The sequence below is a fragment of the Pedobacter sp. 05T44 genome, assembly GCF_056395985.1.
Window position 1 is genome coordinate 100,942 of sequence record NZ_JBFTKO010000004.1, and the last position, 18,746, is coordinate 119,687.

General features: G+C 38.1%; 12 protein-coding genes. 4 read left to right on the forward strand and 8 right to left on the reverse strand.

Features of this window, described 5'->3' with window-relative positions:
• Nucleotides 1-32: 32 nt before the first annotated feature.
• From AC1DDK_RS09085 to AC1DDK_RS09115, 7 genes are all read right to left on the reverse strand, one after another.
• Entirely contained in the window at nucleotides 33-551 is a 519-nt protein-coding gene (locus tag AC1DDK_RS09085; RefSeq protein WP_246269724.1) for a C40 family peptidase, read from the reverse strand.
• 5 nt (nucleotides 552-556) lie between these two features.
• Complete coding sequence (gene mutS / locus AC1DDK_RS09090; protein WP_337714889.1) at nucleotides 557-3,166, reverse strand: DNA mismatch repair protein MutS; 2,610 nt, start codon at nucleotides 3,164-3,166, stop codon at nucleotides 557-559.
• A gap of 86 nt (nucleotides 3,167-3,252) precedes the next feature.
• Nucleotides 3,253-3,978, reverse strand: coding sequence for a menaquinone biosynthetic enzyme MqnA/MqnD family protein (locus AC1DDK_RS09095; protein ID WP_337714891.1), 726 nt, complete (start codon nucleotides 3,976-3,978; stop codon nucleotides 3,253-3,255).
• A 5-nt stretch (nucleotides 3,979-3,983) separates the two neighbouring features.
• Nucleotides 3,984-4,595 (reverse strand): histidine phosphatase family protein, encoded by a 612-nt coding sequence (locus AC1DDK_RS09100; protein WP_172663317.1) that lies wholly within the window; start codon nucleotides 4,593-4,595, stop codon nucleotides 3,984-3,986.
• The gene (mqnE, locus tag AC1DDK_RS09105) at nucleotides 4,595-5,788 is read right to left on the reverse strand and encodes an aminofutalosine synthase MqnE (protein ID WP_337714892.1); all 1,194 of its coding nucleotides are present in this window, start codon (nucleotides 5,786-5,788) and stop codon (nucleotides 4,595-4,597) included. Before mqnE ends, AC1DDK_RS09100 begins: the two co-directional genes overlap by 1 nt.
• 172 nt (nucleotides 5,789-5,960) lie before the next feature.
• Nucleotides 5,961-7,538: a SusD/RagB family nutrient-binding outer membrane lipoprotein gene (locus tag AC1DDK_RS09110; protein ID WP_172663319.1), complete on the reverse strand. Its 1,578-nt coding sequence runs from the start codon at nucleotides 7,536-7,538 to the stop codon at nucleotides 5,961-5,963.
• A gap of 12 nt (nucleotides 7,539-7,550) precedes the next feature.
• Complete coding sequence (locus tag AC1DDK_RS09115) at nucleotides 7,551-10,712, reverse strand: SusC/RagA family TonB-linked outer membrane protein (protein ID WP_216854495.1); 3,162 nt, start codon at nucleotides 10,710-10,712, stop codon at nucleotides 7,551-7,553.
• Nucleotides 10,713-10,953: 241 nt separating this feature from the next.
• Between AC1DDK_RS09115 and AC1DDK_RS09120 the strand changes: the two genes are divergently transcribed.
• From AC1DDK_RS09120 to AC1DDK_RS09135, 4 genes are all read left to right on the forward strand, one after another.
• Entirely contained in the window at nucleotides 10,954-11,583 is a 630-nt protein-coding gene (locus AC1DDK_RS09120) for an RNA polymerase sigma-70 factor (RefSeq protein ID WP_337714893.1), read from the forward strand.
• A 40-nt stretch (nucleotides 11,584-11,623) separates the two neighbouring features.
• Nucleotides 11,624-12,664, forward strand: a complete 1,041-nt coding sequence (locus tag AC1DDK_RS09125) for a FecR family protein (RefSeq protein ID WP_337714894.1) — start codon at nucleotides 11,624-11,626, stop codon at nucleotides 12,662-12,664.
• A gap of 86 nt (nucleotides 12,665-12,750) precedes the next feature.
• Entirely contained in the window at nucleotides 12,751-15,813 is a 3,063-nt protein-coding gene (locus AC1DDK_RS09130) for a SusC/RagA family TonB-linked outer membrane protein (protein WP_337714895.1), read from the forward strand.
• A 9-nt stretch (nucleotides 15,814-15,822) separates the two neighbouring features.
• Nucleotides 15,823-17,421, forward strand: coding sequence for a SusD/RagB family nutrient-binding outer membrane lipoprotein (locus tag AC1DDK_RS09135; RefSeq protein WP_337714897.1), 1,599 nt, complete (start codon nucleotides 15,823-15,825; stop codon nucleotides 17,419-17,421).
• Nucleotides 17,422-17,479: 58 nt separating this feature from the next.
• Here the strand turns inward: AC1DDK_RS09135 and AC1DDK_RS09140 are convergent, their stop codons facing one another.
• Nucleotides 17,480-18,712 carry an MFS transporter gene (locus tag AC1DDK_RS09140; protein ID WP_337714899.1) on the reverse strand — a complete coding sequence of 411 codons (1,233 nt, stop codon included), beginning with the start codon at nucleotides 18,710-18,712 and terminating at the stop codon, nucleotides 17,480-17,482.
• Nucleotides 18,713-18,746 lie beyond the last annotated feature (34 nt).

Consider the following 18,746-nt stretch of genomic DNA (forward strand, 5'->3'; position numbering starts at 1 on the left):
CAAAAGGAATCTTGTTTATGTTCTGACATAGTTTAGTTTCTAAAAGAACCTGCTTTAACCATTGTTTTTTGGTAAGCAGGAAGGGTTAAATCGTCGACCACTACCCCACGGGTTGTAGATGCATGAACAAAATAAGTGTCGTTAAGATATATTCCAACATGATCTACAGCACCACCGCCAAAAGAGAAAAAGATAAGATCTCCTTCTTTTAACTGACTAATGCTTTTTTCTTTGATTGTTTCGGCCTGATCGCGGGACCTCCGAGGTAAGCTATTCCCATAAATGTCTTTTTGCAATAAGAAAGCAAAACCTGAACAATCAATACCACGTTTATCTAATCCGCCCAAACGGTACCTTACCCCTGTCCAATCGTTAATAAAGCGATACAATTGCTTGCTTTTTAAATGAGACATAGCATAAGCAATCTTAGATGCTGAATTTGGGTTAGGTTTTACACTTGCTTTTCTTGAACCGCAGGAAGACAACACGATTAACATAAGTACAAATAGTACAGCTTTAACATTGTTTTTCTGCGTATTCAAAATCATCATAGCCTTTATTGTTTTATTATTCGTTGTATTTCATCGAGCTTTAAAAGCGCTTCAACCGGAGTAAGTATATTTACATCCAGGTTGTTAAGTGTATCTCTTATCTTCACTAAAACGGGATCATCAATAGCAAACATCTGCAACTGATAGGCCTGATTTTGAACCTTCTTAATGCTATCTTTAATGCTTTGCCCTTCGGTTCTGTCTATTTCAAGTTTTTTAAGGATCTCATTTGCCCTATTGATCAGTTTAGGAGGCATACCGGCCATTTTAGCAACATGTATACCAAAACTGTGTTCGCTTCCACCGGGCACTAGTTTACGCAGGAAGATCACCTTATTTGAGACCTCTTTAATAGATACATTAAAGTTTTTAACGCGGCTCATTGTGTTGGCAAGTTCATTTAACTCATGATAATGGGTAGCAAACAATGTTTTTGGTCGCGCCGTTGGATGCGTGTGCAGAAACTCTGCGATTGCCCATGCAATAGAAATACCATCGTAAGTACTTGTTCCCCTACCAATTTCATCTAGCAGAATAAGACTGTTATCCGATATATTGTTTAGGATACTTGCAGTTTCATTCATTTCCACCATGAATGTACTTTCGCCTGAAGAAAGATTATCGGACGCACCTACACGTGTAAATATTTTATCTATTAGCCCTATACTTGCAGCCTTTGCCGGCACAAAACAACCCATTTGGGCCATTAGAACAATGAGACCTGTTTGTCTTAATATGGCCGATTTACCCGACATATTGGGACCGGTGATGATGATGATCTGCTGAGTATCGTTGTCTAAAAATACATCATTGGTGATGTACTCCTCACCTACAGGTAGCCTTTTTTCAATTACCGGGTGCCTGCCACCTTTGATATCTAATGCTTTACCTGTAGTAATTTCGGGCTTAACATAGTGATTTTTAATAGCCAGCTGTGCAAAGCATAATAGCACATCTAATTGAGCTATCTGGAAGGCATTTAACTGAATCTGCTTAATATATGCAGCAACCTGAGACACCAATTCATTATATAAACGGATTTCTATCTGCTGAATTTTTTCTTCGGCTCCAAGTATCTGTTCTTCGTATTGCTTTAGTTCGGGTGTAATGTATCTTTCTGCATTTACAAGTGTTTGTTTCCTGATCCAATCTGCAGGCACCTTGTCTTTATGGGTATGAGTAACTTCCAGATAATAACCAAAAACATTGTTAAAGGCTACTTTTAATGACGGGATACCAGTGATGGCAGCTTCTCTCTTTTGTATTTCAACAAGGTAATCTTTACCGCCAAAAGCTATTTTCCTAAGCCTGTCAAGATCTTCATCGATACCCTCAGCTATTACATTCCCTTTGATTAATACAGCAGGAGGATCTTGCTGTAATTCTCTTTCGAGTTTTTCTCTGATGGTTAAACATGGATTTAACTGATCTGCAAGAACAGATAAGAAAGGGTTTTTCACTTCTTCTGCTATCTTTTTAACAGATTCTATATGATACAGTGCCTTTTTTAGCTGACAAAGTTCCCTTGGACCTACTTTTTGCAACCCTACTTTGGAAATCAGCCTTTCTAAATCGCCTATCTGTTTAATGTGCGTCAAGAACTCTTCTAAAAGCGGTTCCTTTTTAATCAGAAACTCTACTACACCTAAACGTTCCTGTATTGGTTTTAATTCCTTTAATGGCATTATGATCCACTTGTGCAGCAAACGAGCACCCATTGGGGTTGATGTTTTATCAAGCACTTCGAAAAGTGTAATGGCATTATCGTTTGTAGAACTAACCAATTCCAGGTTTCTGATGGTAAAGCGATCTAACCATACATATTTATCTTCTTCTAAACGAGAGATCGAAGAAATGTGCTTTAAATTGCGGTGCTCAGTTTCGTTCAAATAATGAAGCACTACTCCAGCAGCTACAATACCGGTTTGCAGTTTATCAACTCCAAATCCTTTTAAAGAAGCTACTTCAAAATGTTTGGTTAAAATCTCATTTGCATAATCGTTGGTAAATGCCCAGTCATCCAAATGGAAAGTATAAAACTTGTCGCCAAAATTCTCAAGGAACTCTTTTCTTTTACTTTTCTGGAAAACTACTTCATTTGGTTTAAAGCCTTGCAAAAGCTTATCTATGTATTCTGCGTCGCCCTGTGCAACCAGAAACTCACCCGTTGAGATATCAGCAAAAGAGACACCTATTGAATTCTTATCGAAATAAACCGCAGCCAGATAATTGTTAGATTTTTGGCTTAATATATTGTCATTGTACGCTACTCCTGGTGTAACCAGTTCCGTAACCCCTCTTTTAACAATTGTTTTAGTTGTTTTAGGGTCCTCAAGCTGGTCGCAAATAGCCACTCTCTGGCCTGCCCTAACTAACTTAGAAAGATAATTATCTAATGAATGATGGGGAAAACCAGCTAATTCCAAAGCGCCATTTGGCCCTGTACCTCTTCTGGTAAGAACGATACCTAATATCTGAGCTGTTTTAACCGCATCCTCGCCAAATGTTTCATAGAAATCGCCAACCCTAAATAGTAATAATGCTCCGGGATACTTTGCTTTGATCGCATTGTATTGTTGCATTAACGGGGTTTCTTTAGTATTATCTTTAGCCAAAATGATTCTGTTTACAAAATCGTAAAGATACTATCTTGATGTGTAGGCTTTATGATTTGTTGAAAATTTAAAAAATGTTTATAGGTTTAAAGCCTGGCAATGTAAGAAAGGAATAAATCCAGTGCTTCTCTTTTCTTTTCGGTAAGATCAAAATCGAGTTTATGAAAAAGGTAATCATTCAAATCAAAATCATCCCGGGCAGGCAAGCCTTTTAACAGCTCTGCACGATGACCTAACCCAAAAGCCAGTGCTTTATTAAATTCATCAATAAAAGATTGAGGAATAGTTTTGTTGGCAACCCAGGCTGCGTAAACAAATGGCAGGCCTGTAAAATCCATCCATTGCTGCCCCATATCATAAGCAAAAGCATAATCAGCCTTTTTACCAAAAGTTCTGTCGCCTATTAATACTATTGCATCAGTTTTTGCATCGATATCTGTAGTAAATTCAACATCCAGTTTCCAGTAAAATTTCAACAATACTTTTGCAAGATTATTTGAGGTACGGGAATGACTATCTAATCTTACCGTTTTAATTTCTGAAACATCAACATCGCTAAAAATAAATACAGAATTTACTGCACCAATTGATCCAATACAGTAATCTGCAACGATGTTAGCATTAGGTACATGCGGTATGACAGCAACAGGAATTAATCCTATATCAACTTGGTTATTAATTAGCTTAGCAGCACAATCTGAGGGTATATCTAAACTTAGATCTATCTTATTTAGAATTTCCGAATGTTCAATTCCGTAAATGAAGGGCTTAGTATTTGTATAGGAAACTGCAGATATTTTAATATTACTCAAAGGAATTATTTTAAATGGTCGGTATTATTAAACTCAACGATGTCAAATTTATCGCCAGTGAGTTCAACTTTATAAAGTGTTGTATTTTGGTGCGGGAAATCTCCCATTTCGGACAAAGGTTTATTCATCAGCAAGCACAGCAATAAACGCATTGCACGACCATGCATGCAAATCAAGATCAGTTTTTCTTCTTTTTTGGATTTGATCAGGTCTACCGCTTCTTTAAGTCTGGCTAAAACCTGGTTAGGGCTCTCTCCACCTTCAAAATGTGCGTCATAATCGCCTTCGTCCCAGGCTGTAACTATAGCTTTAAACGCTGTTATTGCATTATCATCATTAGGCTTTCCTTCCCACTTGCCCCATGCAAGCTCATCTAAACCTGCAACCTGTTCCCATGGAATTCCGGCATCAATAAATCCCTGAACCGTTTGATGTGTACGCTTTAGTTTTGACGTATAAATCTTTTCAAAGGGGACATTTTTATACATTGCATAAAAAGCAGCAGCCTGACTGCGTCCGGTGTCGTTAAGATCGCTGTTTATTCCCCTGCCCTGTACAATTCCTAGTTTATTTAATTCTGTTTCACCATGCCTGATGATGTATATTTCCTTATCCATTAGTTAATTACGGGTAATTTGTAGTATTGAGGTTTCACTTCATCCTCAAAAACGAAATCAGTGTAATCGGTTACAACATTATATAAAGTATCTCTTTCAATGGGTTTACGTTTTACCTGTTTTATGAGATTTACGAGGTCTTGTGTACTCATTGCAGGAGTTTGCTCTTCGGCGCCGGCCATTGAATAGATCTTAGTGGTATCATCTAGCGTACCATCTATATCGTCTACCCCAAAGTTTAATGAAAGTTGAGCAGTTTGTCTGCTGATCATTGCCCAATAGGCTTTAATGTGATCAAAGTTATCCATGTAAATACGCGCAATTGCATAATTCCTCAAGTCTTCAATTACAGATACTTCCGGCACATTACTCATCTGGTTGTGCTGATTTCTGAATTTAAGCGGAATAAAAGTCTGGAAACCACCTGTCTTATCCTGCAACTGACGTAATTGCTCCATGTGATCTACACGATGTTCATATTTTTCGATATGTCCATATAACATAGTTGCGTTAGAACGCATCCCCAGCTTATGCCATTCTTCATGTATAGCCAACCATTGTTCGCCGGTACATTTATCTTTAGATATAAGGTCTCTTACCTCAGGATGAAAGATCTCTGCCCCTCCTCCTGGAATTGACTCTAATCCGGCCTCTTTCATTAATTTCATACCAGTGGCATAGTCAATTTTAGCCTTTTTAAATATATAATGATATTCTACGGGTGTTAATGCTTTAACATGAAGTTCAGGACGGTGTTTTTTTATTGCGCTAAAAAGTGCTGAATAAAAAGCAACATCGTATTGAGGTAAAACTCCACCTACTATATGTACTTCTGTAACAGGTTCGTTGTCGTACTTTTTAACCACATCAAGCATTTCCTCCATCGTTAGGGCCCAGCCTTCTTCCTTCTGCTTAATTAAGCGAGAATATGAACAGAATTTACAGTCGTAAACACAAAGGTTAGTCGGCTCTAAATGAAAATTACGGTTAAAATAGGTTTTATCACCGTGCTTTTGCTCTCTTATGTGATTTGCTAAGGCACCCAGGTACCCAAGTTCGGCATGTTCATAAAGATAAACACCCTCGTCAAAAGTAATCCTTTCTTGATTTTGTACCTTTTGTGCAATTGCTTTAAGTGCCCCAGGCAGATCTGGATCGTTTAAAATCAGAGCTAGTTTTGAAGTAGTATCCATTTATAACGTATAATGAACAAAAGTAACATAAAATCAACAGATAACCCTTTTTTAAGGGATTTTACCTGTCAATATTATGTCAAGAGCGTTATTTCCTGATCTTCTGGTAATTAGCCGGGTTACAAAAATGGCCGCCATAAGGCAGCCATTTTGGATTATTGTTGGAAAAAGTTTAGAAATTACTCGGAGTGGTAGTATCCCACCATAAGCGTGATGCAATATCGTCTTTACCTGAGCTTAAAAAAGTCGCAGCTTCAGCAACAGCTGCAGCATTACCGGTTCTTTCTGCGGGCACAAATACGAGGCGTTTTATCCATTGATCGGCTGTTATTACACCCCAATCCGGACTACTATCATTTTTAGCTACGTGCGGAATTTTAGGATAGCCTGTCCTTCTAAAATCTACCCAGGCTTCTAAAGTATTGGTAAAAGTAGCTAAGTATTTTTGTGTGATAATTTTTTCCAGTTTCAGTTCATTAGCGTCACCAGCATTCCAGGCTATCGTAATGGTAGAAAGTGCTGTGAAATTATTTTTACTGTCTTTTGGATCAATATAGTTGATTGGTTTACTTGTTGCATCAGCCAAATAGGCATCAACACCTGCTGCTCCCCAGTCGGCAAAAGAGAGGCGTACTCCATTTTCATAGTTTGTTTTAGCATCTCCTGCATTTGCCCATCCTCTTAATGCCGCTTCGGCTTTCAAAAAAGCGATTTCCGATGCGGTAAACCCTCTTCGGTTTTGTACCGATTTGAAATCTGTACTCACTGTAGAATAGGAAACCCTATCATCTTTGGCATTGATGAAAGCGCCGCTGCGAATACCTTTAAATTTGTATGCAGGATGGTCGGTAACTAAACTGGCATCACTTACTTCAGCAAAATATTTATTCATACGTCCATCTTTTAAACCCACCATAAAAGATTCCATGGTTGCACCCATACGGGTATCGTTCCAGTCAAAAGAAATCATCGAAACAGGCATTACCTCTCCATTTAACGAAATAAGGAAATTCTCGGCATTGGTAGTGATTAACCCAACTGGGTCAGCCAGGGCTTTTTCTCCTTCTGTTTTAGCAACTATAGGGCTAACCTTAACCAAACGCATTGCTAAACGGAAACGTACCGAATTAAGTAATTTTAACCATGAAGCGATGTTGCCTTTATAGCTTGGGTCGAATTTGGTAAATCCAGTGTAAGATGTGTTGGCTTTGAAATTTGTTTCAATCTGATCTAACTGCGTAAACAGATTGTTATATAGATCAGACTCCTTGTCGTATTTGATCGAACCTAGGCCAGCAGTGCCATAATTCGAATAGATCACCGGACCATAGATAGCTGTTAGTTTCGATATGGCTAATATCCTAACCAATTTTGCCCAATCGCCGAATAATGGTAATTCTTTTTCTTCGGCAAGCTGTATTACCTGTTTTGATGGAGACATTACGCTACCATATATACGATTCCAATAGGCATCAATCCAGCGCAGGTAGTAAGTGGTATTGTTTACACCTGCAACATAAGGCGTTGGAGAGCCCATATATCCCATCCAGTTATCATAACACAGATCTTCTTCAATTTGGTGGCCCATCAGGTTAAATAACATAACCGAGAAGGAAGATCCAACCAGATTAAAGTCCTGCTCCAGCATTTTATCTGTTATTTGATTTGGATTTGTATTTATCTCTTCGAAATTCTTGGTGCAGGAGTTGAGTACGATCAAGGCAAACACCATTAAACATATTTTTTTCATTATTTTAAGACATTAAAAGTTTAACTTAAGATTTAGCCCGTAAGAACGTGTACCAGGTACAGCAAAAATATCATTGGCCTGCATGCTATTGTTGGTACTCATCGCCTGCTCCGGATCGAAAGGTGATTTTTTATAGAAGAAAAACAGGTTGCGCCCAATTAATGAAATGGAAGCTGATTTAATAGCCGAACCTTTAATTGGCAAATTATAGGCTAAAGATACCTGGGCCAAGCGGACATTGGTGCGGGAGAATACATAAGGCTCCATAATCCCATTTCTATCACCGATTGTTGAATAGTACAACGCAGGGTCAATTGAGCTTTGAGGGGTAGTACCCATTATGGCATTAATCGGAATACTTCCTGCATCTCGTGCTTCGCCGGTCCTTTTACTTACTCCGTAAGAATCCAGAAAAGCTTCAGTTTTAGAGAAAGCAACACCGCCGAACTTAGCCGTTACCAAGGTACTTAAACTCAAGTTTTTATATGTAAATGTGTTATTCCAGCCGGTTATCAACTTTGGATTTAAATTTCCAACATATTCCTGAGTTGCAGCCTTACTTGGTTTTCCAGCATCATCTAATATAATCTGCCCTGAAGCATTTCGTGCAAATTTGAAAATGTATAAGTCGTTAAATGACCCGCCAGCTTTGATTATTGAATTAAAACCTTCACTATCGCTACCTACCTGATAACCGGGATTATCGGCAATTAATTCTACAATTTTGTTTTTGTTCTGCGATAGGTTAACGGAGGTGTTCCACCGGAAGTTTTCGTTTTTTATTGGGTCTCCACCTAACGTTAACTCAAAACCCTGGTTGGTCACCTTACCTGCATTCACATAGTAAAAGGTGTAACCGGAACCCGAAGGGGCTGGCAAAGATAAAAATTGGTTGGTACTTGTGTTTTTATAATAGGTAAAATCAAGAGTTAGTCTATCGTTTAAAAAACGGCTTTCCAGGCCAATCTCATTACTGATTATCTTTTCAGGCACCAATGTCGCAAAAGGGGTCTGTGTATTTCTGGTAATCCCTCCTATGCCGTTCGGTCCACCTGCACCACCGATAACATTACCTGGGTTTACGATATTATATGGCACCTCATTTCCTACCTGCGAGGTTGATGCCCTTAGTTTTAAGAAATTGATTTCTGTGGGCATGGTTACCATCTGGCTGATTATAGCGGACACACCTGCCGAATAATAAAAATAGGAATCGTTGCCAGTAGTTGCCAGTGTAGAAGCATAGTCATTGCGTCCTGCCAGATCTACATAGAGCATATCTTTGAACCCTAGAGAGGCATTGGCAAATAAGCCCTGTTTCTGAACTCTGCTGTAGGTCTGATTGATAACCAGATTATAAGGCAGGTTTGCGAAACTGAAAAAGTTCGGGTACTGGAGCGGTGTTGTGCCGTTGGCAAAAGTCATCCCATCATTAAACGTATAATCCTGTATACTTCCTCCCACAACGCCATTCAAGCTGAATTTACCAAAAGTGTTGTCATAGCTTAAGATGGCATCACCATATAAGGCCTTGTCATTATACTTGGTGTAATTCCATGTTCCGTTAGAACTTACGCTTACTGAGTTACCTCCTGCAGCATAACGATAGTCTAATAATCTGTCATTATAATCAATGTTTCCACGTACATCAAATTTAAAATGTGGTAGAAATGCGTATGAAGCTTTTGCTGAAGCAATTACTCTGTTACTAGTGGAAAGTTTTGGGTCATTATATAGTTCCCAATATGGGTTGTTTTGTTTTTCTTCAGTAGAATACCAGTTTTGTTTATACAGATTTCGTTCAGTATTAAAAACTTGATAATTGGTTTTGTAATCGGCAAAATCTCTTTCACGGGCAAATAAATACAACCCCGTTAACGGATTATTGTAATAACCGGCGCCAGGACGATTTTTTGACTTTTCGTTGGAGAACCTCACATTTCCACTCAAGGTAACCTTATCATCAAATAATTTTGTTTCCTGGCTTAAAGTAACATTATGCTTATTGTAAGTGCTGGTTGGCACAATGCCCGATGCGTTATTATTTCCATAGGAAAAATAGGTCGTTGTTCTTTCATTGCCACCAGATACTGATAGGGAATTAATGGTATTTACACCTGTCTGAAAAAAATCATCAATATAGTTACGCTGGTAGTCCCCCTTTGTTTTGGACCAACTGTAATCGCTGCCACCTATTGCACCGTAATCAAATTGAAACTCAGGTAATGTTGCCGCATTGCTAAAATTTATTGTAGAATTTAAAGCGATAGCAATTTTGCCGTCCTGACCTTTCTTGGTGTTGATTAAAATTACGCCGTTAGCTCCCTGGCTACCATATAAAATAGCACCATTGGCCCCTCTTAAAATAGTAACCGATTCAAAATCATCTTGATTTAGTGCAGAAAGACCATCGCCACCATCTGTTCCACCATAGGAACCCGGCTGCCCGCCTTTGTTATTTACTACAGGCACCCCATCAATTACAAAAAGTGCTTCACTATTTCCGGCAATTGATTTTGAGCCCCTTAATACTGTTTTTGTTGAACCTCCAACACCGGAGTTACTGATGCCGATATCAACACCAGCAGCTTTACCACTTAAAGCCTCCATGAAATTGGGACTTCCAGCTTTTGTAAGTTCTGTGCCTGCAAGTTGCTGTGCCGCGAAGGTAAGTGCTCTTTTCTCACGTTTTACACCTAAAGCGGTAACGACTACCTCTGTTAGGCTTGCATCACCTGAAGGTTTTAACTTTATAGTTACATTGGTTAAATTGCTGATGTTTACTTCCTGGGATTCCATGCCGATATAGGAAACGACCAGTATGGTGGCATTATCAGGAACAGTTAAGGTAAACTTCCCATCAGCGCCGGTAACTGTTATCGCATTGGTACCTTTTGCGGCAACAGTTGCACCAGGAAGTGGCAATCCGGCATCGTCGACTACCAATCCGGTTACCGTTTTAGCAACCATCTCACTAACATTAATGGAGTGTTTTACCACCTTGGAGAGATTTGGAAATAGACTTTTGTTTATTACAATACCCTCAGCCTTAGCGGTATTCTGTAAGCCAAGCGCAGCAACTGCTAGGAGCACTAGCTTCCGCAAGCCTTTGGTGGTGCTAGAAAATGTGATTTCTAGGGCACTGGTTGTGGAATGAACTTTCCTCATTTTCATACATTTGTTTAGTTTAGTTTAATAATTTTTATTAATACAGTCGGTTATTTACAAATGGTTATTGTAAATGAGCTTGGTTAGCCAACGTATTTAGAGAAGGGATCTATTTCAGAAAGAAATTGCCTACAAGGAATTCATTTTTTTTGAAATTATTTTTATTCACTACATTGCATTGGAAAAAAACCAATCTATTTAGCAATTGAAAACAGTAAAGCCCGACTTATCCAGTCTGTGGATCAGAATGTCCATTGAAGACGATGTTAAATCCTTTGAGGCTTTATACTATGCGCTATTCAATAAACTTTTTAAATTTTGCTGTTACTATGTGACTCAAAAGGAGGTTGCAGAAGATATTATTTCAGAAATATTTGTAAAGTGTTGGGAGAACAGGAAAGGAAACCTGCATGTAATTAATCCGGAAACATATCTATTTGTTGCTGTTAGAAATCAATCATTAAAACATCTAAAAAAGCATTCAGGAATCCATATAACTGAATTAGAATTGTCGGGCGAGTATCCATTCTCAGACAACAACAATCCTGAGAAAGAATTAGAACGTAAAGAATTACATATTAAATTAGATAGTGCAATTGAAAAGCTTCCCTTGCAGGCAAAAATGGTTTTTAGGTTGATTAAAGAAAATGGAATGAGATATAAAGAGGTAGCTGAAATTCTAGATATATCTCCAAGAACAGTGCAAACACAACTTTTTAGGGCTATTGATAAACTAAGGATTACACTGCTTTCCTATAAAGAAGCTAAGGATCTATGTGGTAATAATGATAAACAAAATATTAGCGGAAAAATTATAAGTCTTATTTTTTTAATAAGTATAACAAACTATTTTTTAGCGCATTGTAGGCATTTTTAAGTAAAAAGAGTACTATATAATAACACAACAAAAAACACAAATGACTGATCAAAGATTTACGGAGTTATTGGGCAAAAGATTGGCCGGTGAAATTTCACCCAAAGAGCTTATTGAGCTTAAAGAACTGCTTTCAAAAAGTACCGTCCATAGGAATGAGTACGAAAATCTAACCGGTTATTTTAATGACGAAAAATCAGGCGCTAACAATATTGATGCAGTTTTTGAAAAGATTAAGCAACAAATAACTATTCCGGAGCCTAAACCTATTCAAAATATTGAAAAACCGATAAAAAGAAACTTTGTCAGTTGGTACAGGATTGCAGCTGTTATTGCATTTTGCACCTGTTCTTTTGCGGCATATCATTTCTTTATTCCAGATAATCCTGCCGGTAAAAACGATACTACTGAATGGAAAGTTTTGCAAACCCCTAGCCGGGATAAATCAAAAATTATACTTGAAGATGGTACTGAGATAAACTTAAACGCTAAAAGTCAATTAAAATATCCAGCATCCTTTAGCGGAAAAACCAGGGAAGTATATCTGAATGGTGAAGCTTTTTTTGATGTTAAGAAAGACCCTGATCATCCTTTTATTATCCATACCAAACATATGAGGATAAAGGTACTGGGAACTGCTTTTGATGTAAAAGTTTATGAGGATGATTCATTTATTGAAACAACTTTGGTAAGAGGGCTTATTCAGGTCACATTGAACAATAAACCTGCTGAAAAGATCATATTAAAACCAAACCAGAAGTTTACCATTGCTGACAAAAACAGTGTTAATTATACCATAACTCCTTTGACTTATTATAATTCAATGGATAGCAGCAACAACAACATCATGGAAACCTCCTGGTTAAACGACAGACTGGCATTCAAAAATCAAACATTCGTTTCTATTGCCCGGGATGCGGAAAGAAAATATGGCGTTGAAATCAGGTTTAATGATGAGAAAAAGAAAGATTATACTTTCACGGGAAAGTTTGAGAAAGAAAGCATAGATGAACTATTAAATGCTTTGAGATATATAGAAGATTTCAGCTATAAAAAAGACGGGAATATTATATATATTTATTAAAATCCCTCAAACCAAATCACCACCTAGACCCGAGTACGAAGCTTATGATGAAGACGATGCGGCACGTATTGATTTTCTGCTTCCTTATGACAGCAATTAATGTCCATTCGCAAACGAAAGTGACATTAAAGCTCGAATCGGCAAGTTTTGATCAAGTTATCAATGAAATACAAAATCAGACTTTTTATCGGTTTGTATTTAGTGAACGTAAAATTCCTGATAAGAAAATTACCATCAATATAAAGAACGAGGAAACGTTCAAAGTACTTGACCAGATCCTTAGTAGCACTAATTATAACTATAAACTACTTTCCAATAACCTTATTGTTATAAAACCGAGATCAAATGAAGATCAAGGCATTGATTCCGTTAAGCTACTGGATGAAGTTATCGTAACAGCCTTAAATATTAAAAAAGAGAACAGAAAGATAGGTTATTCAGTTTCAACTATTGATGGTTCTTCATTAACAAAGGCGAGGGAATCGAACCTTGCTATGGCATTAGAGGGACTGGTAGCAGGGCTAAATGTGAGTGGTGTGAATGGAGGGCCGGGCTCGTCTGCCAGAATACTGCTAAGAGGTACCGCAAGCAAGGATGCCGGGCCGCCTCTTTTTATTATTAATGGTATACCTATAGATAATACTCAGCGTGGGAGTGCAAATGAATATGGAGGTGTAGATTATGGGGATGGAATCAGTAACATCAACCCCGATGACGTAGAGACGATTACCGTATTAAAAGGATCTTCCGCTTCTGCTTTATATGGTGCACGTGCCGCAAATGGTGTGATCATAATTACCATTAAAAGTGGAAAAAAGAAATCGGGTAATTCTGTTGAATACAATTCCAATTTCTCATTTGACAGTCCTGTAAACAATACCGATTATCAATACATATATGGTCAGGGTTTACAAAATTTAAGGCCGCAAAACATCGCAGGAGCAATTGCAACCGGTATACTTAGCTGGGGAGAAAAAATGGATGGACTGCAAAGCGTACAAATTAATGGAGAAAACCGTCCCTATGTACCGGTAAAAGACAATATAAAAACATTCTATAGAACGGCGCCGGCATTTACAAATACCATTTCCCTAAATGGCGGATCAGATAAAAGCAGCTATCACGCATCTGCCTCTGTTCTTGATTATCAATCTATTTTAAGGAATAGCGATCTGAACAGAAAAACAGCCAACCTATTTACCTCGTATGACCTGACCAGAAAACTTACACTCACGTTAAATGGCAATTACATTTACGAACACGGCAAAAACAGATCCTACCTTAGCGATGGCCCTATCAATGCGAATTACGGCATCGCTGCCATAGCAACAAGTGCAGATCAAGCGTTGTTAGCTCCGGGATATGATGTAAATACCGGAGCCGAGACCAGGTGGAATGCGGATGAATACAAAACCAATCCATATTTCACCATCAATAAAAAAGAAGACAATTCTTCGCGTGACAGATTTATATCCTCGGCGCTTATCAAATACGATTTGAGCAACTGGGTGTTCCTACAAGGAAGATTTGGTTATGACATTAGCAATGATCATATTATCAGTATAGTACCAACAGGCACCGCTTTTTCTATAAATGGCCAGGGTGGGATAAACGCTTTAAATCAATCAAAAACATCAGAATTAAATACCGACATTCTTCTTTCGGGAAACAGAGATATTACTAAAGACCTTAACATAGACATATCTGCAGGGGCAAGCTTCCGTAATAGAAGAACAAAATCTAATGAGCTAACTGGTACTCAATTTATTATACCCTATTTGTACACGATTGAAAATCTAGCTGCCGTTAGTAGTAAAAATGCCCTAACAAGAATTGTTACTCAGTCGGCGTATTACACGATTGACCTGGATTTCAAAAAATATCTTACCCTATCATCCACCGGCCGATACGATGTATACTCTACGCTTCCACGCAATAGCAGGGGCATTTTTGTGCCAAGCGTTTCCGGAAGTTTTATATTCTCTAACTTTTTAAAAATAAAAGGTCTGGATTTTGGTAAAATAAGAGCAAGTTTTGCCCAAACAAGCGGAGAACCAGCAGTGCCTTATACCACACAGATCTATTATTCTTCAGATAAGTCCATAAACGGTGTTCCTCTAGGAAATTTTTCCAGGGATCTGCCCAACTACAATCTGAAGCCTTTCACTTTAAATGAATTTGAAACCGGCATTAATTTAAAACTTTTCGGAAACAAATTAGACCTTGATTTCACTTATTTCCACAGGATTACCAATAAGGAAATTATTAACGCCGGGCAATCTGTAACCACAGGATTCACATCCGCTTATGTAAATTTAGGCAAAACCCGTAATACAGGTATCGAAACTTCTATACAAACCAATTTGATAACCAATAAGAATTTTAGTTGGAAGGCAGGAATCAATGCCAGTCACATAAATAACTTATTGATATCAATAGATGGTATCAGCAGCTATGCGTTTGGGGGCACCTATCGTCCATTAAACGCAAGTACAGCCCTTGTTGTTGGCAAGTCTATCACCCAGATCATGGCTTATGATTATCAGCGCGACAAGAATGGGAACATGATCATCGGTACAGATGGAATTCCGAAACGAGGGGATATGAAACCAATGGGCAGTGTTCTTCCATCTTACTACGGAGGTTTCAGTAATAACTTCCAATATAAAAGCTTCAGTTTAAGCTTTCTAATCGATTATAAATTTGGAAACAAAATCCTGTCGGCTACAGAAACCTACTCCTACGTTCTGGGCCTTAATAAGGCAACCCTTATTGGTCGTGAAACAGGTATAGTTGCCAACGGTGTGTATGAAAATGGAGAAACAAATACCATAAATGTTCCTGCCTATAACTACTACCCGGCGTTGGCTACAAACATCTCCGCACTCGCTGTTTTAAACGGCAGTTTTATAAAACTAAGACAAGTTGTGCTTGGCTACACATTCTCGTCCAAAATATTAAATAAAACGCCTTTTAAAAATGTATCAATAGATTTAATAGGAAGGAATCTATTAACTATTTTGAAGTATACTAAAAATATAGACCCCGAATCTCAGTTCTCTCCCAGCCTTGCTTATGCAGGAATAGAGGGCGCATCATTACCTGCAACAAGAACGTTTGGTATAAACCTAAATCTGAAGTTTAAATAACTGTATGCTATGAAAAAAGTAATTATTCTTCCATTGGTTTTAATAATGATCATTATGTTTAGCTGCAGTAAAGAGAAGTTGGATAAAATAAATACAGATCCGACAAAATCCAATGCTTCAAACTATGACCCTAATGGTCTACTTTCAACAGCACAATTAAAGTTCGCAAATAAAGGTTATTATCAGTTGCTTTATCAAAGCACAATGACGCAGTTACTCGCATCTACTTATTACTATTATAATAATGGGGATAAATATATAAATGTGGCGAGCTTTACCGATTATCAAGGAAGGATTTTTGAAGAGGGCTATGCAGAGGCCTCCACAATAAGAGAAATGCAGCGACTAGCAACTGAAAAAAATGCTGATAAATATTCAAATCTGATCAATATTGGTGACATCATGTTCGTACTAATTTTGCAAAGAATCACGGATACTTATGGAGATGTACCTTATAATGAAGCCGCAAAAGCCAGGCAAGGTATTAAATATCCTTTATATGATAAACAGGAGGACATCTACAATTCCATGTTATTAGACCTTGAAAAAGCCATTGACAATTTGAATCCTGATAAACCCGGGCCAACTGCAGATCTGTTTTACAATGGAGACATTAACAAATGGAAGAAGTTTGGCTATGCTTTAATGGTACGGGTAGCGATGAGATTGAGCAAAGTTCGACCAGATATCGCGCGACTCTGGGTTGAAAAAGCTTCAACTCATGCTTTTTCTGACGCAAGTGACAACGCAATTCTAATGACTGATGCTACCAGCTCGGGTAGCCAAAATAGCTCTTCAGTTGCATTACGTGTGTTTTCAGATTATATTGAAGTAAAATGGAGCAAAACCTTAATTGATTATCTAAGAGATACTGGCGATCCAAGATTGGCCGTCATCGCTGAAATACCTCAGGATGGTCTTGCAAAAAATATAAATCAAACACTTTCAGGAAATACAGAGGCATCAGTTCAAATTGGACTGCCTAACGGATATGATCTGCTTGGAGGAAATACCGATATCAGCAAACATCCCTTATATCCTGGAGGAACAGGTTCAGGAGCTGATTTTGCTCCTCTAGGTAAATACTCCCGACCAAGAACTGATGTATACCTAAAACTTGGCGGACCCATTTTTATCATAACGTATGCCGAAACACAGTTTTTACTCGCTGAGGCAAAACTGAAAGGATGGAATGTTCCCGGCACCGCGGCGGAACATTATTCAAATGGTCTGAGGGGTGCATTGCAATCAATGGAACAACAGGATCTACAGGCAAAAATAGCCCCTGAAATCATCAACGCCTACGTAAATGAGCATCCATTAACCCAATCTGACCTGGAAACAGCCCTTAATCAAATTAACACCCAGTATTGGGTGGCTACAGGCACCAATTTCAATTTTATTGAATCCTGGCTAAATTGGAAAAGATCCAATTACCCTAAATTGATACCTGTTAACTATACTGGTAATGTAACTAATGGGACCATACCCAGAAGAATGATATACCTATCCTCTGAAGCTTTGAATAATCCTGAAAACTATAAAGCTGCAGTTGCGAGATTAAATGGTGGTGATGCACTAACATCAAGGGTATGGTGGGATAAATAAAAAGTACTCCTAATTCACCATTATTTAATGAATAAAGGAGTACGATCGAGCGTAAGAATTATCTTTTTTTACTACCCTCTATATTTGGGAGAAACCCTGTAAAAATCCCAATCAAAGGAAGAAAAGCACAAATTTTAAATACATATTCAATACTGGTCTGATCGGCCAGCTTCCCCAAAACTGCGGAGCCTAATCCGCCCATACCAAATGCAAAACCGAAGAACAGACCAGCAATCATCCCCACTTTTCCGGGTACCAATTCGGTTGCATAAACCAGTATTGCAGAAAATGCGGAAGAAATAATTAAGCCAATAACAACAGATAAAGCACCTGTCCAGAATAAAGAAACATACGGCAGCAATAATGTGAATGGCGCTGCACCTAGAATTGAGATCCAGATGATATACTTACGGCCAAATCTATCTCCTAATGGTCCTCCAATTAACGTACCGGCAGCAACAGCCCCTAAAAAAGCAAATAGGTAGACCTGAGACTGCTGCACCGACACATTAAATTTATCCATTAGGTAGAATGTATAATAGCTAGTCATACTAGCCATGTAGAAGTATTTTGAAAAGATAAGTACCATCAAAATACCTAAGGAAAGTACCACTCGGTTCTTAGATAAATTATGATGAACCTCTTCCTTAAGGATGCTTTTATTTAATGCCTTTAAGGCCAATTGTTCCTGATACCATTTTGCAACCCTAGACAGTACTACAATACCTAAAATTGCAGCTAATGAAAACCATATAAGGTAAAATTGACCATGAGGGACAACTATAATTGCCGCCAAAAGCGGACCTATAGCACTACCTGCATTTCCACCCAGCTGAAAAATAGATTGTGCAAGTCCCTTTTTACCTCCGGAAGCTAAATGTGCTACCCTGGAAGATTCCGGATGGAATATTGAGGACCCTATTCCTATTAAACTTACTGCAAGAAGGATATTTAAAAAACTGGAAGCAAAGGACACAGCTACAAGTCCACAGAGCGTAAAACCCATTGCAATAACAAGTGAATACGGGCGGGGCCTCTTATCTGTATAAAAACCAATAAAGGGTTGCAATATTGATGCTGTTAGCTGATAAGTTAAAGTGATAAGACCTATTTGAGCAAACGTAAGACTGAACTTTTCTTTTATTACAGGGTATACAGCAGGAATTACTGCCTGAAGCATATCATTAAGTAAATGTGTAAAACTAATTGTGAATAAAATAGAGAATACTGTTTGCTGTGTAATTCTCTTTGTGTCGATAACGGCAGTGTTTGTAAAAGATGTTTTTTCCATATTTTTCAGATCAGATCATCTGATGAATTTTAAT